Annotated in this window: 27 protein-coding genes and 1 pseudogene; 19 read left to right on the plus strand and 9 right to left on the minus strand. The window is 68.8% G+C overall.

Going from position 1 to position 23,621, the window contains the following annotated elements; all coding sequences use genetic code 11:
* Window positions 1-3: 3 nt before the first annotated feature.
* The 3 genes from TthTMY_RS08950 (at window position 4) to TthTMY_RS08960 (ending at window position 1,951) form a co-directional block, all read left to right on the plus strand.
* Window positions 4-444, plus strand: a complete 441-nt coding sequence (locus TthTMY_RS08950) for a hypothetical protein (RefSeq protein WP_096411013.1) — start codon at window positions 4-6, stop codon at window positions 442-444.
* Window positions 445-1,362, plus strand: a complete 918-nt coding sequence (gene ftsY, locus TthTMY_RS08955) for a signal recognition particle-docking protein FtsY (RefSeq protein WP_096411014.1) — start codon at window positions 445-447, stop codon at window positions 1,360-1,362.
* Between the two features lie 163 nt (window positions 1,363-1,525).
* Window positions 1,526-1,951: a disulfide bond formation protein B gene (locus tag TthTMY_RS08960; protein WP_096411015.1), complete on the plus strand. Its 426-nt coding sequence runs from the start codon at window positions 1,526-1,528 to the stop codon at window positions 1,949-1,951.
* Here TthTMY_RS08960 and TthTMY_RS08965 read toward each other — a convergent pair.
* The gene (locus tag TthTMY_RS08965) at window positions 1,896-2,381 is read right to left on the minus strand and encodes a hypothetical protein (protein ID WP_096411016.1); all 486 of its coding nucleotides are present in this window, start codon (window positions 2,379-2,381) and stop codon (window positions 1,896-1,898) included. The two genes, TthTMY_RS08960 and TthTMY_RS08965, sit on opposite strands and share 56 nt — an antisense overlap.
* A gap of 40 nt (window positions 2,382-2,421) precedes the next feature.
* On the opposite strand from TthTMY_RS08965, the gene TthTMY_RS08970 reads away from it, so the two are divergent.
* On the plus strand, window positions 2,422-2,652 hold the full coding sequence (locus TthTMY_RS08970; protein WP_096411017.1) for a hypothetical protein: 231 nt from the start codon (window positions 2,422-2,424) through the stop codon (window positions 2,650-2,652).
* Between the two features lie 5 nt (window positions 2,653-2,657).
* Here the strand turns inward: TthTMY_RS08970 and guaB are convergent, their stop codons facing one another.
* Window positions 2,658-4,139, minus strand: a complete 1,482-nt coding sequence (guaB, locus tag TthTMY_RS08975) for an IMP dehydrogenase (protein ID WP_096411018.1) — start codon at window positions 4,137-4,139, stop codon at window positions 2,658-2,660.
* A gap of 145 nt (window positions 4,140-4,284) precedes the next feature.
* Between guaB and TthTMY_RS08980 the strand changes: the two genes are divergently transcribed.
* Complete coding sequence (locus TthTMY_RS08980) at window positions 4,285-5,205, plus strand: carbohydrate kinase family protein (RefSeq protein WP_096411019.1); 921 nt, start codon at window positions 4,285-4,287, stop codon at window positions 5,203-5,205.
* Here TthTMY_RS08980 and hisH read toward each other — a convergent pair.
* The 5 genes from hisH to TthTMY_RS09005 all read right to left on the minus strand — a co-directional run bounded on the left by hisH (window position 5,176) and on the right by TthTMY_RS09005 (window position 9,159).
* On the minus strand, window positions 5,176-5,772 hold the full coding sequence (gene hisH / locus TthTMY_RS08985; protein ID WP_096411020.1) for an imidazole glycerol phosphate synthase subunit HisH: 597 nt from the start codon (window positions 5,770-5,772) through the stop codon (window positions 5,176-5,178). The genes TthTMY_RS08980 and hisH overlap by 30 nt on opposite strands.
* Entirely contained in the window at window positions 5,773-6,357 is a 585-nt protein-coding gene (gene hisB, locus TthTMY_RS08990; RefSeq protein WP_093005702.1) for an imidazoleglycerol-phosphate dehydratase HisB, read from the minus strand. It abuts the gene before it with no gap.
* Window positions 6,350-7,393 (minus strand): pyridoxal phosphate-dependent aminotransferase, encoded by a 1,044-nt coding sequence (locus TthTMY_RS08995; RefSeq protein WP_096411021.1) that lies wholly within the window; start codon window positions 7,391-7,393, stop codon window positions 6,350-6,352. The genes hisB and TthTMY_RS08995 overlap by 8 nt, the downstream gene beginning before the upstream one ends.
* Before the next feature lie 99 nt (window positions 7,394-7,492).
* A complete protein-coding gene (nox, locus tag TthTMY_RS09000; protein WP_096411022.1) occupies window positions 7,493-8,110 on the minus strand; it encodes an NADH dehydrogenase in 618 nt (205 codons plus the stop codon).
* 113 nt (window positions 8,111-8,223) lie between these two features.
* Window positions 8,224-9,159: a thiamine-phosphate kinase gene (locus TthTMY_RS09005; RefSeq protein ID WP_223903199.1), complete on the minus strand. Its 936-nt coding sequence runs from the start codon at window positions 9,157-9,159 to the stop codon at window positions 8,224-8,226.
* Window positions 9,160-9,186: 27 nt separating this feature from the next.
* Between TthTMY_RS09005 and TthTMY_RS09010 the strand changes: the two genes are divergently transcribed.
* From TthTMY_RS09010 to TthTMY_RS09075, 14 genes are all read left to right on the plus strand, one after another.
* Entirely contained in the window at window positions 9,187-9,903 is a 717-nt protein-coding gene (locus TthTMY_RS09010; protein ID WP_223903200.1) for a 2-phosphosulfolactate phosphatase, read from the plus strand.
* Window positions 9,891-10,595 carry a WecB/TagA/CpsF family glycosyltransferase gene (locus tag TthTMY_RS09015; RefSeq protein WP_096411023.1) on the plus strand — a complete coding sequence of 235 codons (705 nt, stop codon included), beginning with the start codon at window positions 9,891-9,893 and terminating at the stop codon, window positions 10,593-10,595. The genes TthTMY_RS09010 and TthTMY_RS09015 overlap by 13 nt, the downstream gene beginning before the upstream one ends.
* A 9-nt stretch (window positions 10,596-10,604) precedes the next feature.
* Window positions 10,605-12,488, plus strand: coding sequence for a tetratricopeptide repeat protein (locus TthTMY_RS09020; protein WP_096411024.1), 1,884 nt, complete (start codon window positions 10,605-10,607; stop codon window positions 12,486-12,488).
* A gap of 23 nt (window positions 12,489-12,511) precedes the next feature.
* Entirely contained in the window at window positions 12,512-12,991 is a 480-nt protein-coding gene (locus TthTMY_RS09025; RefSeq protein ID WP_011172509.1) for a flavin reductase family protein, read from the plus strand.
* An 89-nt stretch (window positions 12,992-13,080) separates the two neighbouring features.
* Window positions 13,081-13,617 carry a YceD family protein gene (locus tag TthTMY_RS09030; protein WP_143584735.1) on the plus strand — a complete coding sequence of 179 codons (537 nt, stop codon included), beginning with the start codon at window positions 13,081-13,083 and terminating at the stop codon, window positions 13,615-13,617.
* A gap of 59 nt (window positions 13,618-13,676) precedes the next feature.
* Entirely contained in the window at window positions 13,677-13,859 is a 183-nt protein-coding gene (rpmF, locus tag TthTMY_RS09035; protein WP_096411025.1) for a 50S ribosomal protein L32, read from the plus strand.
* 160 nt (window positions 13,860-14,019) lie between these two features.
* The gene (locus tag TthTMY_RS09040) at window positions 14,020-14,988 is read left to right on the plus strand and encodes a beta-ketoacyl-ACP synthase III (protein WP_096411026.1); all 969 of its coding nucleotides are present in this window, start codon (window positions 14,020-14,022) and stop codon (window positions 14,986-14,988) included.
* Window positions 14,988-15,905 (plus strand): ACP S-malonyltransferase, encoded by a 918-nt coding sequence (fabD, locus tag TthTMY_RS09045; protein WP_096411027.1) that lies wholly within the window; start codon window positions 14,988-14,990, stop codon window positions 15,903-15,905. The genes TthTMY_RS09040 and fabD overlap by 1 nt, the downstream gene beginning before the upstream one ends.
* Window positions 15,898-16,635, plus strand: coding sequence for a 3-oxoacyl-[acyl-carrier-protein] reductase (fabG, locus tag TthTMY_RS09050; RefSeq protein ID WP_096411028.1), 738 nt, complete (start codon window positions 15,898-15,900; stop codon window positions 16,633-16,635). The genes fabD and fabG overlap by 8 nt, the downstream gene beginning before the upstream one ends.
* A gap of 32 nt (window positions 16,636-16,667) precedes the next feature.
* Window positions 16,668-16,910, plus strand: a complete 243-nt coding sequence (gene acpP / locus TthTMY_RS09055) for an acyl carrier protein (RefSeq protein WP_096411029.1) — start codon at window positions 16,668-16,670, stop codon at window positions 16,908-16,910.
* A 100-nt stretch (window positions 16,911-17,010) separates the two neighbouring features.
* On the plus strand, window positions 17,011-18,237 hold the full coding sequence (fabF, locus tag TthTMY_RS09060) for a beta-ketoacyl-ACP synthase II (RefSeq protein ID WP_096412994.1): 1,227 nt from the start codon (window positions 17,011-17,013) through the stop codon (window positions 18,235-18,237).
* On the plus strand, window positions 18,237-19,367 hold the full coding sequence (locus TthTMY_RS09065; protein WP_096411030.1) for a deoxyguanosinetriphosphate triphosphohydrolase: 1,131 nt from the start codon (window positions 18,237-18,239) through the stop codon (window positions 19,365-19,367). Before fabF ends, TthTMY_RS09065 begins: the two co-directional genes overlap by 1 nt.
* Before the next feature lie 48 nt (window positions 19,368-19,415).
* Window positions 19,416-20,609: a 2-aminoadipate transaminase gene (gene lysN / locus TthTMY_RS09070; RefSeq protein ID WP_096411031.1), complete on the plus strand. Its 1,194-nt coding sequence runs from the start codon at window positions 19,416-19,418 to the stop codon at window positions 20,607-20,609.
* A 68-nt stretch (window positions 20,610-20,677) separates the two neighbouring features.
* The gene (locus tag TthTMY_RS09075; RefSeq protein ID WP_096411032.1) at window positions 20,678-21,835 is read left to right on the plus strand and encodes a type I restriction enzyme HsdR N-terminal domain-containing protein; all 1,158 of its coding nucleotides are present in this window, start codon (window positions 20,678-20,680) and stop codon (window positions 21,833-21,835) included.
* On the opposite strand, the pseudogene TthTMY_RS09080 reads toward TthTMY_RS09075, so the two are convergent.
* Both TthTMY_RS09080 and TthTMY_RS09085 read right to left on the minus strand, forming a co-directional pair.
* A pseudogene (locus TthTMY_RS09080) lies at window positions 21,805-22,669 on the minus strand (DNA-methyltransferase); the annotation flags it as partial. The gene TthTMY_RS09075 and the pseudogene TthTMY_RS09080 overlap by 31 nt on opposite strands.
* Window positions 22,666-23,592, minus strand: coding sequence for an RluA family pseudouridine synthase (locus TthTMY_RS09085; RefSeq protein WP_096411033.1), 927 nt, complete (start codon window positions 23,590-23,592; stop codon window positions 22,666-22,668). The pseudogene TthTMY_RS09080 and the gene TthTMY_RS09085, both read right to left, overlap by 4 nt.
* Window positions 23,593-23,621: the final 29 nt, after the last annotated feature.

Below are 23,621 nucleotides of genomic sequence, written 5' to 3' on the forward strand. Positions count from 1 at the left end.
GGGATGAAGCGGCTTCTTCTCGCCCTCGGCCTCCTCCTGGGCCTCGCCCACGCCCAAGGGGCCATCGGGATGCGTTTCGGCTACGGGGAAGGCCTCGGCCTCACCTTCGGGGCCGGGGTGGAAAACCGCCTGCGGCAGAACCTCTCGGGCCGCCTCCTGGCGGAGCTCTCCCCCGCGGCCCCGGGGCTTGCCCTGGAGGCGAGCCTCCTCTTCAAGCCGGACCTGGGCCAGTACGACCCCGGCCTCCAGGGCCTCCTCCCCTACTTCGGCGGGGGCCTAAGCGGCCTCGTGGGGCCCGCGCCCACCCTGGGGGTGAGCTTCACCCTGGGGCTGGAAGGGCTTTTAGACCCTTACACGGGCCTTTTCGCCGAGGGCACCTACGTCTACGGGTTCGCGGAGTTCCCCAAGGTCTGGCGCCTGGCCCTGGGGGCCAACTTCCGCTAAATGGCCGGTTTCTTTGAGCGCCTAAAGGCGGGCCTCGCCAAGACCCGGGAGAGGCTCCTCAAGGCCATCCCCTGGGGCGGCGACCCCGAGGAGGTCCTGGAGGAGCTGGAGATGGCCCTCCTCGCCGCCGACGTGGGCCTCGAGGCCACGGAAGAACTCCTGAAGGAGGTTCGGGCCTCGGGGCGCAAGGACCTGAAGGAGGCGGTGAAGGAGAAGCTCGTCCAGATGCTGGAGCCGGACGAGCGGCGGGCCACGCTGAGGAAGCTCGGCTTCCGTCCCCAGAAGCTCCGCCCCGTGGAGCCCAAGGGGCACGTGGTCCTGGTGGTGGGGGTGAACGGGGTGGGCAAGACCACCACCGTCGCCAAGCTGGGCCGCTACTACCAAGGCCTGGGCAAAAAGGTGCTCCTCTGCGCCGGGGACACCTTCCGCGCCGCGGGGGGCACCCAGCTCGCCGAGTGGGGGAAGCGCCTCGGGATCCCAGTGATCCAAGGGGCGGAGGGCGCCGACCCCGCCGCCCTCGCCTTTGACGCCGCCCAGGCCAGGAAGGCCCGGGGCCTGGACCTCCTCCTGGTGGACACCGCGGGCCGCCTCCACACCAAGCAGGGCCTCATGGAGGAACTCAAGAAGGTGAAGCGGGCCATCGCCAAGGCGGACCCCGGGGAGCCTGGGGAGGTGTGGCTCGTGCTGGACGCCGTCACCGGGCAAAACGGCCTGGAGCAGGCCAAGCGCTTCCACGAGGCCTTGGGCCTCACCGGGGTCATCGTCACCAAGCTGGACGGGACGGCCAAGGGCGGGGTCTTGGTCCCCATCGTCCGCACCCTAAAGGTGCCCATCCGCTTCGTCGGCGTGGGGGAGGGCCCGGAGGACCTCCAGCCCTTTGACCCCGAGGCCTTTGTGGAGGCCCTCCTCGAGGCCTGAGCGCCCGCCTTCCCAAGGCCCCTTGAGAACCCTTTGCCGGGGCCCCCGTGCTGGCGCAAGCCAGCATGGGGTGGCATGAAAACCCTCCGCCCCTCTTCCCAATAGAAGTCCTCGCCCTCCTTAAGCTCCAGGGAAGCCTCCTCCACGGTCCCGGTTTAGGGGTATGCTACCCCCTGTGAAGCGCGCTCCCCTTCTCCTCGCCTTCGCCTGGGTGGTGGCCCTGGTGGCCACCCTGGGAAGCCTCTACTACTCCGAGGTGCGCCTCTTCCTGCCCTGCGAGCTCTGCTGGTACCAGCGGATCTTCATGTACCCCCAGGCGGTGATCCTGGGCCTCGCCCTCTGGCGGCAGGACTTCGGCGTCTGGCCCTACGGCCTGGCCCTTTCCCTCCTCGGGGGAAGCGTGAGCGTCCTCCACCTCACCCAGGTGTGGTTCCCGGGGCTCTTCCCCCTGGCCTGCAAACCCCCCGTGCCCTGCAGCGCGGAGTACATACCCGAGTTCCCCATCCCCCTCCAGGCCCTCATCGCCTTCACCCTCATCGCCCTCGCCATGGGCCTTCTCGCCCGCCAGGCCCGAGGTGAAAGGCGTTGAGGAAGAGGGGAAGCGCCCGCCCCTTCTCCTCCTGGGCCCGCAAGGCCTCCTCAAAGGCCCAGGGCTCCATGAGGAGGGGAGGGAGGCGGAGCCAGCCCAGGTAGTACTCCCCCGCCTGGCCCGGGTAGCGGAGGCGGGCCCGCTCCTCGGGGAAGAGGAGGCGCTCAAAGGCCTCGGGGTCCGCCAGGTAGGGGCTGTCCCGGAGGGGGTAAAGGTGTTCCCGGAGGCGGAGGGGGTCCGTCCAGAAGCCGTAGCGGAGCCTCCGGTCCAAGGCCTCGAGCTCCCGGAAGCGGCGGGCTCGGGCGAGCTCCAGGCGCTTTAGGCGGAGGCGGGCGTACTGGGCAAGGGTGAGGATCTCCCGGGAAAGGCCCGAGGCCACGAGGAGCCTCGAGGCCATGACGTAGTCCTGGTACTCCCGGTAGGGGTCCACAAGGGCCAGGATGGCACAGGCGCGGGTTTAGGATGGTGGCATGGACCGCAAGGGCTGGGTGATGCGGGCGGTGGAGGCGCTGCGCCTCGCCACCTTCAAGGAGATCCAGCGCTACCTGGACGAGGAAGGGGAGCCCTTCTCCAAGAAGGAGCTTCTGGACACCCTCAAGGCCCTGGTGGCGGAGGGGCTTTTGGAGGAAACGGGCGGCGCTTACCGCCCCGCCCGGAAGAAGGGGAGCGCGGAGGCCTTCCGCCGCCTCTTCGGGGACTAGACCCTCTAGCGGGAGTAGTTGGGGGCCTCCTTGACCACGATCACGTCGTGGGGGTGGCTCTCAATGAGCCCCGCCATGGTCATGCGCACGAAGCGGGCCTTCCTGCGGAAGGTCTCAATATCCGGCGCCCCCACGTAGCCCATGGCGCTCCGCAAGCCCCCCACGATCTGGTAGAGGACATCGGCCACGGGGCCCTTGTAGGGCACCATCCCTTCAATGCCCTCGGGGACGAGCTTCTTGGCCTCGGTCTCCCCTTTCCCGGGGTCCTGGAAGTAGCGGTCGGCGGAGCCCTGCTTCATGGCCCCCAGGGAGCCCATGCCCCGGTAGAGCTTGTAACGGCGCCCGTCCTTCAAGACCTCCTCCCCCGGGGCCTCGTCCGTGCCCGCCAGCATGCTGCCGAGCATCACCGCGTGGGCCCCAGCGGCGATGGCCTTGGCCACGTCCCCCGTGTACTTGATCCCCCCGTCGGCGATCACGGGCACGTCCAGGTCCTTAACCCCCGCCACCGCCTCGAGGATGGCCGTGATCTGGGGCACCCCCACCCCCGTAACCACCCGGGTGGTGCAGATGGAGCCGGGGCCGATCCCCACCTTCACCGCGTCCGCCCCCCGCTCGGCGAGCGCCCTCGCCCCTTCCCGGGTGGCCACGTTCCCGGCGATGACCTCCACCCTCTCGCCGAAGGTCTCCTTGAGGTAGGCGAGGGCCTCCAGGATCCCCTTGGAGTGGCCGTGGGCGGAGTCCAGGACGAGGACGTCCACCCCCGCCTCCACCAGGGCCTGGGCCCTTTCGGGAAGGTCCTTGGAGGCCCCTACCGCCGCCCCCACGAGGAGCCTTCCCTGGGCGTCCTTGACGGCGTTCGGGTACTGGCGCCGCTTGACGATGTCCTTTAGGGTGATGAGCCCCTTGAGCCTCCCCGACTCGTCCACCAGGGGGAGCTTCTCCACCTTGTGCCGCCTGAGGAGCTCCTCCGCCTCCTCCAGGGTGGTGCCGGGACGGGCGGTGACGAGGCGCTCCACCGGGGTCATGACCTCGGTCACGGGCCGCTTGAGGTCCCGCTCAAAGCGGAGGTCGCGGTTCGTCACCAGGCCCAGAAGCCTCCCGTACACGTCCACCACGGGTAGCCCCCCGATGCGGTACTCCCGCATGAGGCGCTCGGCGTCCTCCAGGGTGGCCGTGGGGGGAAGGGTCACGGGGTCTTGGATCATCCCCGCCTCGGAGCGCTTCACCTTGCGCACCATGGCCGCCTGGGCCTCAATGGAGAGGTTCTTGTGGATGACCCCAAGCCCCCCCTCCCGAGCCATGGCGATGGCCATCTCCGCCTCGGTCACCGTGTCCATGGCGGCGGAGAGGATGGGGATGTTGAGGAAAAGGCGCTTGGTGAGCCGCGTCCTGACGGAAACCTCCTTGGGCAGGACCTCGGAGTAGTCGGGAAGGAGCAACACGTCGTCAAAGGTGAGCCCCTCGTAGAGGATCTTCCCCTCGTCCATACTCTCTAGGGTAAGCCTTCCCCGGGCGGCGGTCCACCTCGTTACGCATTTCTCATGTTGGCCGGGTATGCTCCGGGCAAAGACAGGGGTGCCCCGTGGGCTAGACTAAGGGCAGACCCTTGGGCGTACGGGTTAAGGAGGCGAGATGCGGTTCTTCGTGTTGGGAGACGTTTCCGTGGACCTCCTCTTCTTCCTGGAGCGCATCCCCGAGCCGGGGGAGGAGGTGCCCTCGAGGCGGGCCCTGATGAAGCCGGGAGGGGCCGGGGGAACCTTGGCGGCCCAGCTCGCAAGCCTAGGCCACCGGGTCTTTCTGGCGGGCCGGGTGGGGAAGGACCCCTTCGCCGAACTCGCCCTAAGCCGGGTGCGGGAAGTGGGGGTGGACCTCCGCCACCTCCAGGAGGATCCGGAGCACACCACGAGTTCCGTCCTCATCCTGGTGGTGCCGGGAGGGGAGCGGGCCATGGTGAGCGCCGAGGGGGCGAGCCGCCACCTGGACCCCGCCCTCTTCAAGCCCCGCTTTCTGGATCAGGTGGACGCCGTGGTCCTCTCCGCCTACGCCCTGGTGGGGGGACCTTCCCGGAGCTATGCCGCCGAGGTCCTGGAGGCGGCGCGAAGGCGGGAGCTCCCCGTTTTCGCCGATCTCGGGGCCGGGGCGGTGCGGGCCGCGGGAAAGGAGCTCCTGAAGCACCTCCGGGGGGTGAGCTGGCTCCTCATGAACGAGGGGGAGCTCAAGGCCCTCACCGGGGCCTCCTCCATCTCCCAGGGGGTGGCGAGGCTCCGCCAGGAGGGGTTCCAGCACCTCGCCGTCAAGGTGGGGGCCATGGGCTCCATCGTGGTCACCCCGGAGGGGGAGGAGCTCATTGAGCCCTTCCCCGTGGAGGACATCGTGGACTCCACCGGGGCCGGGGACGCCTACACCGCCGCCTTCGCCCACGCCGTCCTGGAGGGCCTAAGCCCCGTGGAGGCGGGCCGCCTGGCCAACCTGGCGGGCGCCTTGGCCGCCACCGCCATCGGGGCCCAGGGGCGGCTCGTCACCCTAGAGGACCTCAAAGTAGCGGCGGGCTAGGGCGAGGAAGGCGAGCCCCGCCTTCCCGCTCTTCTCGGGGTGGAACTGGGGGGCGAGGAGGTTTTCCTTGGCGAGGAGGGCGGTGAAGGGGGTGCCCTCGTACACCCCCTTCCCCAAGGAGTAGGGGGTGAGGGGGCCGTAGTAGGAGTTGGCGAAGTAAAAGTGGCGCCCCGTGAGGGAGGCGAAGGCCCCGCCGAACTCCAGGGCGTTCCAGCCCATCTGGGGGACCCGGCCTCGGGGGAAGCGGCGCACCACCCCCGGGACGAGGCCGAGGCCCTCCACCCCGGGGGCCTCCTCGCTCCCCTCGTAGAGCACCTGCATCCCCACGCAGATCCCGAGGAAGGGTAGGCCCCTTTCCAGGTGGCGGAGGACCCGCTCCACGAAGCCGCTTTCCCGGAAGGCCCGCATCACCTGGCCGAAGTGGCCCTGGCCGGGGAGGACGAGGAGGTCCGCGTCCTCGCGGGCCTTGGGGTCCTGGGCCACCGCCACGTCAAACCCCGCGGCCTCCAGGGCCTTGGCGGCGCTTCTCAGGTTGCCTGAGCCGTAGTCAATGAGGAGGGTCTTCACCTACAGAACCCCTTTTGTGCTGGGAAGCCCTTCCCCGGTAATCCGGGTGGCCCGGTGGAGGGCCCGGGCCAAAGCTTTAAAGCTCGCCTCCACCACGTGGTGGGCCTCCCTCCCGGAAAGGAGCCTCAGGTGGAGGGTGAGCCGCCCGTGGTTCACCAGGCCCCGCAGGAACTCCCGCAGGTGGTAGTGGTTCACCCCGCCCGCCTCCCCCACCACGGGCCAGGCCTCGGGGCGGTACTCCAGGTGGGGCCTCCCCGAGAGGTCCAAGACGCAGAGCACCAGGGTCTCGTCCATGGGGGCGAAGGCCTCGGCGTAGCGCTCCAGCCCCACCCCGTCCCCCAAGGCCTCCTTCAGGGCCATCCCCAAGGCGATGCCCACGTCCTCCACCAGGTGGTGCACGTCCACCTCGAGGTCCCCCCTGGCCTCCACCTCCAGGAGGAAGCGGCCGTGGCGCTGGAGCTGGAGGAGCATGTGGTCCAGGAAGGGGAGGCCCGTGGCCACCTTCCCCCCGGTGGGCCCGTCCAGGCCGAGGCGGAGCCGCACCCAGGTCTCCGCCGTGGCCCGTTCCACCGTGGCCTCACGCATAGGCCACCCCGAAGGCCGCCCCAAGAAAGGCGTCCATCTCCTCCTTCCGGCCGATGGTGACCCGGAGGCACCCCGCAAGCCCCGGGTAGCGGTCCTGCCGACGCACCAGGACGCCCTGGGCGAGGAGGTGGCGGAAGGCCTCTTCGGCATCGGGGGTTCGCACCAGGAGGAAGTTGGTGCGGCTCGGGTAGGGGCGCCAGGTGGGGTGGGCGAGGAGCTCCCGGTAGACCCGCTCCCTTTGGGCCACCACCTCCTCCACCACCTTCTCCACGTAGCCCGGGTTTTCCAAAACCACCTCTAGGATGGCCCCGGTGTGGGCGGGAAGGACGAAGGGGGGAAGCACCTCCCGCACCACCCCCGCCACCTCCGGGCTTCCCAGGAGGTACCCGGCACGGACCCCCCCCAGGGAGAAGGCCTTGGAGAAGGTGCGAAGCAGGGCCACGTGGGGGTTTTCCCGGGCGAGGGAACGGAAGTCCGTCCCGGCGAACTCCCGGTAGGCCTCGTCCACCACCAAAAGCCCCCCCACCTCCCTGGCCCGTTCCGCCAGGGCCCAAAGGGCCTCCTCCGGGAAGAGGACCCCCGTGGGGGCGTGGGGGTTGGGGAGGAAGAGGACCCCGCCCCTGAAGGCGGCGAGGAGGGCGTCAAGGTCCAGGGAGAACCCTTCCCCGAGGGGCACCGCCCGGTAGGGCGTCCCCGCCACCTTGGCGGCGTGGGCGTAGTGGGGGAAGGAGGGGCTAAGGTCCAGGACCTCCTCCGCCGCCAGGCTCAGGGCGAGGATCAGGAGGTTGGAGCCGGGAGAAAGGACGATCCCCTCCTCGGGCCAGTCCAGAAGGGCGGAAAGCCTCTTCCTGAGGCCTTCCGCGTGGATCTCCGGGTAGCGGTTCCAGGGGATGGCCCTAAGGCGTCCCAAGGCCTCCTCCTTGAGCGCCCCGGGGAGGTCAAAGGGGCTTTCGTTCTGGTCCAGCTTCACCGGGGCCTCCACCTTCGTGTAGGGGTAAGGGGTAAGGCCCCGGAGGTGCGCCTTGAAGGCCCGCATGCCCCGAGTATAGCGGTAAACTCAGGGCATGAACCGGGCCCGGGACTGGCTCCTCGCCCGGGTCCTCTGGGAGGAAACCCGCTGGCTCCTCCTCCCTCCCTAGCGCCAGAGGACCACCCGCTCCAGGGGCAGGCGGTGGGAGGGGTAGCCCTCCTCCGCCGGGTAGCCCAAGGCCACCAGGGCGGGGACGGCGGCGTGGGAAGGAAGCCCCAGGATGGCCTTCACCCTCTCGGGGTCAAACCCCAGCATGGGGACGCTTCCGAGGCCATAAGCCTCCAGAAGGAGAAGGAGGTAGCCCAAGAGGATGTAGCTCTGCCCGGAGGCCCAGGCCTTTCGCGCCTCTTGCCCCATGGCGGCGAAGGCCCCTTGGATGGCCTGCTTCTGCGCCTCACGCCTTTCCCCCTGGACCCCGGGGTGGATGACCTCGTCCAGGTGGGCGAGGGCGTCCTCGAGGTCGGCGTAGAGGACCAGGACCACGGGGGCCTCCTCCACGTGGGCCTGGCCGAAGGCGGCCTCCCTCAGGGCCCGCTTGGTGGCAGGGTCTCGCACCACCACGATCCGCCAGGGCTGGAGGTTCCAGGCCGAGGGCGCCCTGAGGGCGGCCTCGAGGACCTCCCTAAGAAGCCCCTCGGGCACGGGGTCCTTCCGGTAACGCCGGATGGAGCGCCTCTTCAGGGCCGCCGTCTTCGCGTCCAAAACGGGAAGGGTCGCCTCCATACGCCGGGGAGTCTACCCCGAGGGGAGGGCCAGTTTTGTGAAATAAAGCACTTTACCAGGCAAAAGCGCCCCTCCCGCCCGAAAACCCAGGGCCGCGGCCTCGTGGAGCGGCGTCAAAAGTGGGCGTACCCCTTTCGGGGAAGGGGCGCCCCCCGGAGGTAGACCCCCTCCCCCGCCACCACCCTCCCGGTCCGGAAGAGGGGAAGGCCCGCCGCCTCCGCCCTTGCGCACACCCTTCCCTCCGCCTCCTCCGGCACCACCAGGACCGCCTCAAACTCCTCGCCCCCGTAGAGGACGAGCTCCAAGGCCGCCTCCTCGCTCCCCGCGAAGGCCAGGACGTCGGGGTAGAGGGGCAGGGCCTCCACCTCCACCCCCACCCCGAGCTCGGCAAGCTGCCAAAGGGTCTCGGCGAGGCCATCGGAGGAGTCCAGGCTTCCCCGGAGGAGGCCGGAGAGGGCGAGGAGCCCCAGCCGGGGCAGGGGGTAGAAGGCGGCCTCCCGGATCTCGGGAAATCCCTCCAAGGAGCGCCCCTCGTAGTGGGCCCGGATGGCCGCCCCCGTCCTCCCCCACCGGTCGCCCGCGAGGTAGAGGAGGTCCCCGGGGAGGGCCCTCCGGGGCAAGGGAGCCTCCGCCAGGGCGTAGCCGGAGACGGTGAGGGCCACCTCCTCCCCCCGGTTCGTGTCCCCCCCGAGGAGGAAGGCCCCAAGCCGCTTTGCCGCCTCCGCCGCCCCGCGCACGAGCTCCAGGACGAAACTCTCCTCCAGGTCCTCGGGCAGGAAGAGGCCCAAGGTGAAGCCCAAGGGCCGCCCCATCTTGGCGAGGAGGTCCGAGGCCGTGGCCGCCACCCCCCGAAACCCCACCTCAAAGGGCCCCATGCCCCTTAGGGCCACCTCCCGGTAGAGGAAGCCGTCCGTCTTGAGGAGCCAGGCCCTTCCCTCCACCCAAACCCCCCCGGCGTCGTCCCCCGGGGGCAGGGGGGCCTCCGGGGGGTAGCCCAGGGGGGCGAGCCTTGCGAGGAGGGCCCGTTCGCCCAGGTCCTTAAGCCGCATACGCCCAGGCTAGGGTATCATGGCGGGGTGTGCCGGGTTGACCTGTGCCTAAGGCCGGCCCGGGGTCCCCTGATCCTGGTGGAGGTCCTGCCCGCGGGAAGCGTCCTCACCCGCCTTCTCGCCCTGGGGGCGCGGGAGGTCTGGGTAGCCCCGGGGCCGAAGGTAGCCCGCCTCCTGGCGGAGGCCTTCCCGGAGGAAGCCCTTCTCCTCGGGGAAGTGGAGGGGTTCCCCCCGGAGGGCTTTCACGGGAGGCTCTCCCTCCTGGACCTGGAGGCCGCCGAGGTCCGGGGCAGGCGGGCCGTGCTCTCGGCCCCCACCCTGAACGCGAGCCTCCTCCCGGAGGAGGGGGAAGTGTACCTCGCGAGCCTGAGGAACGCCAAGGCGATCCTCGAGGCCGCCCGGGGGCTCAAGGCGCCCACCCTGCGCCCCTCGGGGGCGCCCGAGCCCCTGCTTTCGGCGGTGGTGGCCCTGGGGTTTCTGGAGCGCAAGCTCGCCCCCGAGGCCCCGCCGAGCCTTCCCGCCCTGCTCCTCAAGGCCTTCCCTGACCCCCAAGAGGCCCTCTTCCAAAGCCCTGAGGGCCAGGCCCTCCACCGCCAGGGGCGCACCGAGGAGCTGGCCTGGGCGAGCCTCATCGGGGTGGACCCCGTGGTGCCCAAACTCGCCGAGGTCCGCCGCTTCCCCAAGGAGGCCCACGGGCTTAGCCAGGACCGGTACGCCCAAAGGTTCGTCCCATGGAACGGCTGACCCTCCTCGGCCTCCCCTTAGACCCCGTGGACATGGAGGAGGCCCTAAGGCGCCTCGGGGGCTTCCTCCAGGGGGAAAGGACCCACCAGGTGGTGACCCTGAACCCCGAGATCGCCGTAAGGGCCCAGGAGGACGAGGCCCTGAGGCGGGCCGTCCTCGAGGCCGAGCTCGTCACCCCGGACGGGGTGGGGATCCTCTGGGCGGTGCGGCGCCTCCACGGCCTTTCCCTCAAGGAACGGGTCACGGGGATTGACCTCACCCTGGCCCTCCTCAAGCGTTTTCCCGGGGTCCGGGTCTACCTCCTCGGGGGGAAGCCGGGGGTGGCCGAGGGAGCCGCCCGGGAGGTGGAGCGCCTGGGGGGCGTGGTGGTGGGGCACCACCACGGCTACTTCCAGGAGGAGGCCCCGGTGGTGGCGGCCGTCCAAAAGGCCGCCCCCGACCTCCTCCTGGTGGGCATGGGGGAGCGTCAGGAAGCCTTCATCCACCGCCACAAGGCGGTGCTCGGGGCGAGGGTGGCCATGGGGGTGGGGGGCACCCTGGACGTCCTGGCGGGAGAGGCCAAGCGCCCCCCCCTTTGGGCCCAGAGGCTCGGCCTGGAGTGGCTTCTGCGGGTGGGCCTGGACCCGAAGCGCTGGCGGAGGGCTCCCAGGCTTTTCCGCTTCGCCCACATGGTGCTTAGAGAAGGGCGCTAAAATGGGCCCATGCGCTGGATTTCCGGCCTCCTCTTCCTGGGCCTCGCCCTCGCCCAAGGCCTCGTCCTGCCCTTTGAGGGCCCCAAGGGGTACGGCCTCGCCCAGGCCTTCGCCCAGGGGCTGAAGGCCCCGCCCCCCACCCTCCTCGCCCTCCTCCTCCCCGACCTCCCTTGGCGGGGAAGCTACGAGCTCGCCGGGGGGCTTTACACCCGGGCGGGGGCCCGGCTCGCCCGGGCGGCCACGGGGGCGGACTGGGTGCTCCTTGGGCGGGAGGAAGAACGGGGCCTCAGGCTCTTCCTGGCGGACGCCCAGGGGGCTAAGGAAGCCCTCTTCCCCACCCCAGAGCTCGCCTGGCTTTGGCTCCAGGGCCAGGGCCTCGCCCCAAGGCGCTCCCCCCTCCCCGCCCCCGGCCTCCCGGAGGAAAGGCTTCGCGCCCTGGCCCAAGGGGAGGACCCCGACCCCCTCCACCAATCGGCCCTGGACCTGAAGGAGGGCCGGGGAAGCGGGCTTCTTGAGGGGCTTCTCCCCCAAAAGCTCCTTCTCCTCTGGCAGGGGAGGCTTCCCCGGGCCTACGAGGCCTTCCGGCTCCTCGCCGAGGGGAAGCGGGAGGAGGCCTTGGCCCTGGCGGAGGCCATGGGGGAGGGGGACGTGCTGGAGCGCACGGCCGCCCACCTTCTCTTCCGGGCCCTGGAGGACGAGCGCTGGAAGGCCTCGGCGAGGCGGCTTGCGGAGGCCTTTCCTGAGCTTCCCCTGGCCTGGGAGGAGGTGAGCTTCGCCGCCTTCCAGGAAGGCCAGGGAAAGGAGGCCAAGGAGGCCCTCCTCAAGGCCCTCGCCCTCCGCCCGGACTACTGGCTCTACTGGACCAACCTGGGCTGGGCCTACTACCTCACCGGGGACCTCCCCCGGGCCATCCAGGCCTCGGAGAAGGCGGTGCGGCTTCAGCCGAACGCCACCGCCTACTACAACCTGGGCCTCTTTAGGGCCATCTACGGGGACTTCCTCGGGGCCAAGGCCGCCTACGACCGGGCCCTGAGGCTGGACGAGGGGGAGGACTACCCCGAGGCCCTGAAGGACCTGGAGGAACGGGAAGAGCCCCTCGCCCTCTTCTTCCGGGCTTACCTCGCAGAGCGGACGGGCTTGGAGGCCGAGCCCCTCTACCGGGCCTTCCTCGAGGCCTACCCCAGGCACCCCGCCGCCTTCGCCGCGCGAAGGGCCCTCGCCGCTCTAGAGGCGGGGGAGCTTTCCCTGGAGGTGGAGCGCCTCACCCTGGTCCCGGGCGGCCCGGACGCGCAGCCCTTCCGCGCCGGGGAGGCCATCTTCCCCGAGGTGCGGCTGGAGGGGCGGCCCTACCTCAGGCAAGCCTCCTTGTCCACCGCCCTCTACCGGGAGGGAAGGAAGGTGGCCGAGGAGGAGAAGCCCCTAGGCTTCCCGCCCCTCACCGTGGCCCTCCTCGAGGTGGCCCCCCCGGTGGTGCCGGAGGCCCCGGGGCGGTACCGCCTCGAGGTCCGCTACGCCGAGGCCCGGGCGGTCTTGGACCTGGAGGTGGGGGCGCCGAGCCTCGCCCGCAGGCTCTTCGCCCTGGGCCTCGAGGTGCGGGACCTCTCGGGTAGGCCCCTCCTCACCCCCAAGGAGGCCCTGGGGGAGGACGGGGAGCGGCTCCTTTTGGAGCGCACCCGAGAAGCCCTGACGGAGGCCGCCCCCCTGGCCACCACCGAGCGCCTCACCCAACCCTTGGCGAAGGGCCCCGTGGCCGGGAGGAGCGTCCAGGAGGTGCTGCGCGACCCCGACCCCGAAACCCTCCGGGCCTTCTTCCAGGCCGTGCTGGAAAACCCCGAACGGCTCGCGGAGACCGACGTGGTCAACGCCTTCGTCAACTGGCTCCTGGAGCCCTAACCTAAGGGAAGGGAGGTGGAAGCGTGAACCTGGAGGCCAAGAAGAAGGTGCTGCGGAGCTTCACCTACGGGCTTTACGTCCTCACCGCCAAAGACGGGGACGAGGTGGCCGCGGGGACCGTGAACTGGGTGACCCAGGCCTCCTTCCAGCCCCCCCTGGTGGCGGTGGGGCTCAAGCGGGACAGCCACCTCCACGCCCTGGTGGAGCGCACGGGGAAGCTCGCCCTCATGACCCTGGCCCACGACCAGAAAGCCATCGCCCAGGACTTCTTCAAGCCCACGGTTCGGGAAGGGGACCGGCTGAACGGCCACCCCTTTGAGCCCTCCCCCACCTTCGGCCTCCCCCTCCTCACGGAGCTCCCCTACTGGCTGGAGGCCGAGGTGCGCCACCTCTACCCGGGCGGGGACCACAGCCTGGTGGTGGCCGAGGTGGTGGAGGCGGGGGTGCGAAGGGAGGAGAAGCCCCTGGTCATGTGGGACACGGGCTGGTTCTACGGGGGCTGAGGCCACGGCAACCCCCCTTTACCGGGGCGGGGGCCTAAAGCGTCCCCGCCCTAGAAAAAACGCCCCTTCGGCGCTATACTTTTAAGGATATGGACTACACGACCACCACCAGCATCAACCTGGCCCGCCTCCTGAAGGAAGGGGGAACGGCCCGCGCCCAAGGAGTGGTCCAGGAGGCCTTCGTGGTCGGGGAGGAACGCTTCCCCTTGCAAGGGGAGGCCTCTTGGCGGGTCGCCATTTCCTCCGTGGGGGGGAACGAGTACTGGCTCTCCGGGGAGGTGGAGGGGGTGGTGCTCATGGAGTGCCGCCGCTGCCTCAAGCCCACCCCGACCCGGATCCACGCCCACTTCCAGCACCTCCTCCACTACGAGCCTGGCCTCGAGGAGGTCGTCTTCCACGAGGAGGGCGAGGAGGAGTTCTACGCCTTCGGCCTCCCCGACCTGGACCTTCTCCCCTTCCTCACCGAGGCCTTCGTCACCGAGATGCCCTACACCGTCCTCTGCGAGGAGGGGTGCAAAGGCCTCTGCCCCGTGTGCGGGGCGGACCGCAACGTGGAGGACTGCGGCCACGAACCGGAGGCCTTCCACCCCTTCCTCGGCCTCAAGGACCTCCTTCCGGAACTCTAGGCCTTCTGCTATACTACCTGGGGTTTAGCGGGGCTAGGCCCCCGAGTCTGGAGGAGAAGATGGCGAAGCACCCTGTACCCAAGAAGAAGACCTCCAAGGCGCGCCGGGACGCCCGGCGGAGCCACCACGCCCTCACCCCCCCCACCCTGGTCCCCTGCCCCGAGTGCAAGACCATGAAGCCCCCCCACACCGTCTGCCCCGAGTGCGGCTACTACGCCGGGCGGAAGGTGTTGGAGGTCTGAGCCTCCATGGGTTTCGCCGCACGGGATGCCCGAACGAGGACCGGAAGAGGCCTTTTTGGGGCCTCCGCCTAAGCCTTGGCGGGGCGCTTAGAAGGCCCCGGCCGCGGCCGGGGCCTCCGGCCTTTTTGGGTATAGTAAAGCCCATGACGGGAGGTCGGGCATGAGCGGGATCCTGGCCCTAGGGGCCTACGTCCCCGAGCGGGTCATGACCAACGCCGACTTTGAGGCCTACCTGGACACCTCGGACGAGTGGATCGTCACCCGCACCGGGATCAAGGAACGGCGCATCGCCGCGGAGGACGAGTACACCTCGGACCTGGCCTTTAGAGCGGTGGAGGACCTCCTAAGGAGGCACCCCGGGGCCTTGGAGGGGGTGGACGGGGTCATCGTGGCCACCAACACCCCGGACGCCCTCTTCCCCGACACCGCCGCCCTGGTGCAGGCCCGCTTCGGCCTCCAGGCCTTCGCCTACGACCTCCTCGCGGGCTGCCCCGGGTGGATCTACGCCCTGGCCCAGGCCCACGCCCTGGTGGAGGCGGGGCTTGCCCGCAAGGTGCTGGTGGTGGGGGCGGAGGCCCTTTCCAAGATCCTGGACTGGAACGACCGGGCCACCGCCGTCCTCTTCGGGGACGGGGGCGGGGCGGCCGTGGTGGGCAGGGTCAGGGAGGGGTTTGGCTTTAAGTCCTTCGTCCTAGGGGCGGACGGCACGGGGGGCAAGGAGCTCTACCACGCCTGCGTGGCCCCCCGCTTGCCCGACGGCACCTCCATGGAAAGGCGCCTCTACATGAACGGGCGGGAGGTCTTCAAGTTCGCCGTGCGGGTGATGAACACCGCCACCCTCGAGGCCATAGAGAAGGCGGGCCTCACCCCCGAGGAGATCCGCCTCTTCGTCCCCCACCAGGCGAACCTCAGGATCATTGACGCCGCCCGGGAGCGCCTGGGCCTTCCCTGGGAAAGGGTGGCGGTGAACGTGGACCGCTACGGCAACACCTCCACGGCCTCCATCCCCTTGGCCCTAAAGGAGGCGGTGGACGAGGGGCGGATCCAAGAAGGGGACCACGTCCTTCTGGTCTCCTTCGGGGCGGGGCTCACCTGGGCCGCCGCCGTCCTCACCTGGGGGGGGGCCTGATGTACGCCGCCCTCTTCCCCGGGCAGGGCTCCCACCGGGTGGGGATGGGCAAGGCCCTCTACGAGGCCTTTCCCGCCGCCAGGGAGGTCCTGGACCGGGCCGAGGCCGCCCTACCCGGCCTCCTCAAGCTCATGTGGGAGGGCCCCGAGGAGGCCCTGACCCTCACGGAGAACCAGCAGCCCGCCCTCCTCGCCGCAGGCTACGCCGCCTACCGGGCCTTTTTGGAGGCGGGGGGAAAGCCCCCCGCCCTCGCCGCCGGGCACTCCTTAGGGGAGTGGACGGCCCACGTGGCCGCGGGCACCCTGGAGCTGGAAGACGCCCTAAGGCTCGTGCGCCTCAGGGGCAGGTACATGCAGGAGGCCGTCCCCTTGGGGGAAGGGGCCATGGCCGCGGTGCTGAAGCTTCCCCTGGAGGAGGTCCAAAAGGCTCTGGAGGGCCTTAAGGGGGTGGAGGTCGCCAACCTCAACGCCCCGGAGCAGACGGTGATCTCCGGGAGGAAGCAAGCGGTGGAGGAGGCCGCGGAAAGGCTCAAGGAGAGGCGGGCCCGGGTGGTCTTCCTCCCCGTCTCCGCCCCCTTCCACTCTTCCCTCATGGCCCCCGCGCGAAGGCGGCTGGCCGAGGACCTGGCCCAGGTTCCCCTGAAAAGCCCCCGCTTCCCCGTCTACTCCAACGTCACCGCGAGGCCCGAGGAGGACCCAGAGAGGATCCGGGCGCTTCTCCTGGAGCAGATCACCGCCCCGGTGCGCTGGGTGGAGATCCTAAGGGACATGGAGGCGAGGGGCGTCAAGCGCTTTTTGGAGTTCGGAAGCGGGGAGGTGCTTAAGGGCCTCGTCCTCCGCACCCTGAAGGAGGCCCAGGCCCTAAGCGTCCAGGACCCAGAAAGCCTGAGGAAAGCCCTGGAGGTGGAAGATGCGTAAGGCCCTCGTCACCGGAGCAAGCCGCGGCATCGGGCGGGCCATCGCCCTGAGGCTCGCGGAGGACGGCTTCGCCCTGGCCATCCACTACGGGAAGAACCGGGAGCAGGCGGAGGCGGTGGCCGAGGAGGCAAGGCGCCGGGGAAGCCCCCTGGTGGCGGTCCTCGGGGCGAACCTCCTGGAGGCCGAGGCGGCCACGGCCCTCGTCCACCAGGCGGCGGAGGCCTTAGGGGGCTTGGACACCCTGGTGAACAACGCCGGCATCACCCGGGACACCCTCCTCGTGCGCATGAAGGACGAGGACTGGGAGGCGGTCCTCGAGGCCAACCTCTCCGCCGTCTTCCGCACCACCCGGGAGGCGGTGAAGCTCATGATGAAGGCCCGCTTCGGCCGCATCGTGAACATCAGCAGCGTGGTGGGCCTCCTGGGCAACCCGGGCCAGGCCAACTACGTGGCCTCCAAGGCGGGGCTCATCGGCTTCACCCGGGCGGTGGCCAAGGAGTACGCCCAGCGGGGGATCACGGTGAACGCCGTGGCCCCGGGCTTCATTGAGACGGAGATGACGGAAAGGCTCCCCCAGGCGGTGAAGGAGGCCTACCTGAGGGAGATCCCCGCCGGGCGCTTCGGCCGCCCTGAGGAGGTGGCCGAGGCCGTGGCCTTCCTGGTTTCGGAGAGGGCGGGCTACATCACCGGCCAGACCCTGTGCGTGGACGGGGGGCTTACCCCCCACTGAGGTCGTGCTAAAATCCCCCCGGGAGGTTTTCCATGACGGAGCAGGAGATCTTTGAGAAGGTGAAGGCGGTGATCGCGGACAAGCTCCAGGTGGAGCCGGAGAAGGTGACCCTCGAGGCCCGCTTCGTTGAGGACCTGGGGGCGGACAGCCTGGACACCGTGGAGCTCATCATGGGCCTGGAGGACGAGTTCGGCCTGGAGATCTCCGACGAGGAGGCCGAGAAGATCCGCACCGTCAAGGACGCGGTGGAGTACATCAGGACCAAGCTGGGCTAGGGGGCCCCGGCAAGGGTACAAGGGGCTTGCGACGCGGATGGGGCGCGAAGGGCGCCCCGCCTTTCCTTTTTCCCGGGGCGTTCCCGGGTATACTACGCCCATGCGACGCGTGGTGGTCACCGGCCTAGGCGCCCTCACGCCCATCGGCGTGGGGCAGGAGGCCTTCCACAAGGCCCAGCTTGCGGGCCAAAGCGGGGTCAGGCCCATCACCCGCTTTGACGCCTCGGCCCTCCCCGTGCGCATCGCCGCCGAGGTGGACGTGGACCCCGAGGCCTACATTGACAAAAGGGAGCTTAGGCGCCTGGACCGCTTCGTCCAGTACGCCCTCATCGCCGCCCACCTGGCCCTGGAGGACGCGGGGCTAAAGCCCGAGGCGCTTGACCCCGAGCGGGTGGGGACCCTGGTGGGCACGGGGATCGGGGGGATGGAGACCTGGGAGGCCCAAAGCAAGGTCTTCTTGGAGAGGGGCCCAAACCGCATCAGCCCCTTCTTCATCCCCATGATGATCGCCAACATGGCCTCGGCCCACATCGCCATGCGCTACGGGTTCACCGGGCCTTCCTCCACGGTGGTCACCGCCTGCGCCACGGGGGCGGACGCCCTGGGAAGCGCCCTGCGCATGATCCAGCTCGGGGAGGCGGACGTCGTCCTCGCCGGGGGAACGGAGGCCGCCATCACCCCCATGGCCATCGGGGCCTTTGCCGTGATGCGGGCCCTTTCCACCAGGAACGAGGAGCCCGAGAAGGCGAGCCGCCCCTTCACCCTCTCCCGGGACGGGTTCGTCATGGGGGAGGGGGCCGGGGTCTTGGTCCTGGAGGCGTACGAGCACGCGAAGAAGCGGGGGGCCCGCATCTACGCCGAACTCGCGGGCTTTGGCCGCAGCGCCGACGCCCACCACATCACCGAGCCCCACCCCGAGGGGAAGGGCGCCGCCTTGGCCATGGCTCGGGCCCTGAAGGACGCGGGCATCGCCCCCGAACAGGTGGGCTACATCAACGCCCACGGCACCTCCACCCCCGTGGGGGACCGGGCGGAGGTCCTGGCCATCAAGCGGGTCTTCGGGGACCACGCCAAAAGGCTCATGGTCTCCAGCACCAAGAGCATGATCGGCCACCTCCTGGGAGCGGCGGGGGCGGTGGAGGCCATCGCCACGGTCCAGGCCCTCTACCACGGGGTCATCCCTCCCACGATCAACCTCGAGGACCCCGACCCCGAGCTGGACCTGGACTTCGTCCCCGAGCCCCGGGAGGCCAAGGTGGACTATGCCCTCTCCAACTCCTTCGCCTTCGGGGGCCACAACGCCGTCCTGGTCTTCAAGAGGGTCTGATGCGGTTTTCCCGGGAAGCCCTTCTGGAGCTGGAGGCCAGCCGCCTCGCCCCCTACGCCCAGAAGGCGCGGGACACCCGGGGGCGGGCCCACCCCGAGCCCGAGTCCCTCTACCGCACCCCTTACCAGAAGGACCGGGACCGGATCCTCCACACCACCGCCTTCCGCCGCTTGGAGTACAAGACCCAGGTCTTTCCCAACTGGGCGGGGGACTACTACCGCACCCGCCTCACCCACACCCTGGAGGTGGCCCAGGTCTCCCGGTCCATCGCCCGCGCCCTCGGCCTCAACGAGGACCTCACCGAGGCCATCGCCCTCTCCCACGACTTGGGCCACCCTCCCTTCGGCCACACGGGGGAGCACGTCCTGAACGCCCTCATGCAGGACCACGGGGGGTTTGAGCACAACGCCCAGGCCCTAAGGATCCTCACCCACCTGGAGGTGCGCTACCCCGGCTTCCGCGGCCTCAACCTCACCTACGAGGTCCTGGAGGGGATCGCCACCCACGAGGCCGCCTACAGCCCGGGCTTCAAGCCCCTCTACGAGGGGCAGGGGACCCTCGAGGCCCAGGTGGTGGACCTCTCCGACGCCATCGCCTACGCCGCCCACGACCTGGACGACGGGCTCAGGGCGGGCCTCCTCCACCCCGAGGAGCTCAAGGAAGTGGAGCTCCTCCAGGCCCTGGCCCTGGAGGAGGGGCTGGACCTCCTGAGGCTTCCCGAGTTGGACCGCCGCGTCTTGGTGCGGCAACTCCTCGGCTACTTCATCACCGCCGCCATAGAGGCCACCCACCGGCAGGTGGAGGAGGCGGGCGTACAAAGCGCCGAGGCCGTGCGCCGCCACCCAAGCCGCCTCGCCGCCTTGGGGGAGGAGGCGGAAAAGGCCCTCAAGGCGCTCAAGGCCTTCCTCATGGAGCGCTTCTACCGCCACCCCGAGGTCCTCAGGGAAAGGCGCAAGGCGGAGGCGGTGCTGGAAGGCCTCTTCGCCGCCTACACCCGCTACCCCGAGCTCCTTCCCCGGGAGGTGCAGGCCAAAATCCCCGAGGAGGGGCTGGAGCGGGCGGTGTGCGACTACATCGCCGGGATGACGGACCGCTTCGCCCTCGAGGCCTACCGCAGGCTCTCCCCCTGAGGGCGGCGCGTTCCGGCGAGAGGAAGGGAGGCGGGGTAGACTATAGGGGTGAAACCCCTAAGCTGGTCCAAGGCGTTCGGCAAAGGCGCGGGAAGGATCCAGGCCTCCACCATCCGGGAGCTGCTCAAGCTCACCCAGCGCCCCGGCGTCCTGAGCTTCGCCGGGGGGCTCCCGGCCCCCGAGCTCTTCCCCAAGGAGGAGGCGGCGGAGGCCGCGGCGCGGATCCTGCGGGAGAAGGGCGAGGTCGCCCTGCAGTACAGCCCCACCGAGGGCTACGCCCCCCTAAGGGCCTTCGTGGCGGCGTGGCTTGGTGTGGCCCCCGAGGAGGTCCTCATCACCACGGGAAGCCAGCAGGCCCTGGACCTCGTGGGCAAGGTCTTCCTGGACGAGGGAAGCCCCGTGCTGCTGGAGGCCCCAAGCTACCTGGGGGCCATCCAGGCCTTCCGCCTCCATGGCCCCCGCTTCCTCACGGTGCCCACCGGGGAGGAGGGCCCAGACCTGGACGCCCTGGAAGAGGTCCTCAAGGGAGAGCGCCCCCGCTTCCTCTACCTCATCCCCTCCTTCCAGAACCCCACGGGGGGCCTCATGCCCCTTCCCGCCCGGAAGCGGCTTTTGCAGAGGGTCATGGAGCGGGGCCTCGTGGTGGTGGAGGACGACGCCTACCGGGAGCTCTACTTCGGGGAGGCGCGTCTCCCAAGCCTCTTTGAGCTCGCCCGGGAGGCGGGCTACCCCGGGGTCATCTACCTGGGAAGCTTCTCCAAGGTCCTCTCCCCCGGGCTTCGCGTGGCCTTCGCCGTGGCCCACCCGGAGGCCCTAAAGAAGCTCGTCCAGGCCAAGCAGGGGGCCGACCTCCACACCCCCATGCTCAACCAGATGCTGGTCCACGAGCTCCTAAAGGAGGGCTTATCCGAACGCCTGGAACGGGTCCGCAGGGTCTACCGGGAAAAGGCCCAGGCCATGCTGGAGGCCCTAGACCGGGAGGTGCCCAAGGAGGTGCGCTACACGAGGCCCAAGGGCGGGATGTTTGTCTGGATGGAGCTCCCCAAGGGCCTTTCCGCCGAGGCCCTCTTCCAAAAGGCCCTCGAGGAGAACGTGGCCTTCGTGCCGGGAGGCCCCTTCTTCGCCAACGGGGGCGGGGAGAACACCCTGAGGCTCTCCTACGCCACCCTGGACCGGCAGGGGATCGCCGAGGGCGTGCGGCGGCTCGGGCGGGCCTTGAAGTGGCTTTTGGCCGTGGTCTAGCCTCCCAATCCTCTTACGAGCCTCCACCCACGCTTCCGAGGGGAGGCGTTGCAGTATAGTTTTCGGTGATGGGCGAGAACGAAACCCTGACCACGGTTGTTAAGGACATTGTCGCCAAGCTTGAAAGCTGGCGCGGTATAAACGAAGCGGCTACAACACAAGCTATAATCTTACGGGTTCTCCAAGCCCTTGGTTGGGATATATGGAATCCCTATGAGGTCGTACCCCAAGATACAGGGGCTAAATATCGGCCAGATTTTGTGCTTCGCCTAAAAAAAGACAGGCCGGTCCTGGTTGTAGAAGTCAAGGCCCTAGATAAAACGCCCACTGACGACGACCGTACCCAGGTAGTTAACTACGCCAACGGTGAAGGAATCCGTTGGTCTATTCTCACCAACGGGAAGCTTTGGGAGTTTTTTGATAACAACAAGGTTGAGGCCAAGGCACCCGAGAAACGCGTCCTTTACTTTGATCTAGACAATCCGTCCGCCGCTGAGTACTTGAAAAAAACTCTTTCCAAGTCTTTCTGGGAAAACGAAAAGGCGCCTTCCGATCTTGCCGACATAGCCGAAACCATCCGGAAGGAAATCCAAACCCGGCAAAGCCTCGCCCAAGTTAAAGAAAAACTTAGAAAAGCCCTTGAAGAGGAATACCAACGCAACGAAAAAGGACTCCGAAAGGCTATGGAGAATGAACTTTCCGCCAACGAACGGGAGCTTGCAGAGCTAAATTTTGGGGAACTTGTACAAGAACTTTTAGACCTGAGTCTTACCGACCCCACAGAGGCACTTAAAGAAAAATTAAAAAGGTATCCAGCAACCTCCGGCTTAACCGTTGAGATAAACGGGGAAAAATTCTTCGTCAAAAGTTGGCGCGAGTTTTACTGTGCTTTGGTAGAAACTGCCATACACTTGGGCAAAAAAGATGTAATAAAAAGGCTACGGAGCAAGAAGGACATCGTGCCTACGCCTTCTCGCAAGACGAAAAGCGGAAAGCTTTACGACGAAAGTGCATTCAGAAAACTCAGCTCCGGGGAATACTTGTTTGTTCACCTTTCATCTGAAAGCATTCTCAGAAAACTCAAGGTTATTCTAAGTGATTTAGAGATACCGTTCCCTCTGCGGGTGAAAGATAAAAAAGGGAAGGAGTCCGAACTTAATAAAAAAGGGAAGGAGTCCGAACTTATCAGCCCCCTCACCTCCAACACCTCCCCGAGCACCTTCTGAGCGAAACGTCTTTGCGCCAAGGCCGCATAGCCTGGCACGAGCTCCACGCCCAAAGCCCTCCTCCCCCACCTCGCCGCGGCGATGAGGGTGGTCCCGGTCCCGGCGAAGGGGTCTAAAGACCACGTCCCCCACGAAGCTGAACATGCGCACCAGGCGCTCGGCGAGCTCCAAGGGGAAGGGGGCCGGGTGGTCCTTAGTGCTCTCCCCGGGGATGTCGTCCCAGATCTGGCGGAAGAAGCGGTGAAAGTCCTCCTTGGGAAGGCGGCTCTTCTCCCGCTGCTTTGGGGTGGGCTTGCGGTACCCCCCGGGCTTCCTTTGCATGAGGACGTACTCAATCTCCGTCTTGACGATGGCCCCGGGCTCGTAGGGCTTGCCCAGGAAGACGCCCCGCCCCTTTACCTCGAGGCTGGCGTTGGTGTGCTTGTGCCAGATGATGGGGTTCAGGTTGTCAAAGCCCATCTTGCGGCAGCGCACCTGGATGTCGGCGTGGAGGGGGAAGACGAGGTGGCGCCCATAGCGGCGCCGGGCTACGGCCACGTCCCCCACCACGACGACGAGCCTCCCCCCGGGAACGAGCACCCGGTGGACCTCCCGCCACACCCGGTCCAGCTCGTCCAGGAAGGCCTCGTAGTCCTCCACGTGGCCGAGTTGCCCCGGAACGTCCTCGTAGCGCTTCAGGGTCCAGTAGGGCGGGGAGGTCACCACCAGGTGGACCGAGGCCTCGGGGAGGGAGGCCAGCACCTCCCGGGCGTCCCCCACGTGGAGGCGGTGAACCCCGGAAGGGGCGCCCTCCCCTTCTAAAAGGACCTCTTCGGGCCTCGCGAGGGAGCTCATTGCGCCCCAGTATACCCCTCCCGCACCACCTCCTCCGGCCACCTCCCCCCCAGGGCCTCCCAGGCTCGGGCCATGTCCTGGGGCACGGGAGCGAGGAGCTCCAGGATCCGGCCCGTGCGGGGATGGGGGATGCGGAGCTCGTAGGCATGGAGGGCCTGGCGCGCGATATGGGGGCTCTTTCTCCCGTAGAGCTCGTCCCCCAGGATGGGGGCCCCGAGGTACTTGAGGTGGACCCGGATCTGGTGGGTGCGCCCCGTGTGGGGTCTCGCCTCCACCAGGGCGTAAGGGCCTGCGGTGGCCAGGACCTGGAACTCGGTTTCGGCGTACCGGGCGGCGACGCCGCCCACGTGCATCTTGTGCCGTTCCCGGGGATGCCTCCCGATGGGGGCGACGAGGACCCCTTCCCGGGGGTGGCCCTCGGTGATGGCCAGGTAGCGCTTCATCACCAGGCGGTCGCGGAAGACCCGGGAGAGGGCCTCGAGGACCCCCCCGTGCTTGGCCACCACCAGGACGCCGCTCGTGTCCTTGTCCAGGCGGTGGACGATCCCAGGGCGGACGAGCTCGGGAGGCCCCTTCTCCACGGGCCCGTAGTAGCGGGCGAGGAGGAGGTTCACCACCGTGCCCGAGTAGACCCCGGGGGCGGGGTGGGTCAGGAGGCCCGGGGGCTTGTTCAGGGCCAGGACGTCCTCGTCCTCGTAGAGGATGGGAATGGGCAAGTCTTCGGGGAGGACCATGGGAGCCTCCTCCACGGGCTCCACCGCCACCTCCTCCCCTTTGAGCCGGTAGGCGGGCTTGAGAACCACCCGGTCCCCCACCCGGACCCGCCCAGCCTGGATCCAGGCCTGGGCCTTGGCCCGGCTCACGGAGAGGGCCTCCGCCACCGCCTGGTCCAGACGCACCCCTTCCCTACGAAAGCGCACCACGAAGGCCCATTCTAACCCTTAAGGGGCCG

It is taken from the genome of Thermus thermophilus (genome assembly GCF_019974155.1).
Lineage (GTDB): Bacteria > Deinococcota > Deinococci > Deinococcales > Thermaceae > Thermus > Thermus thermophilus_C.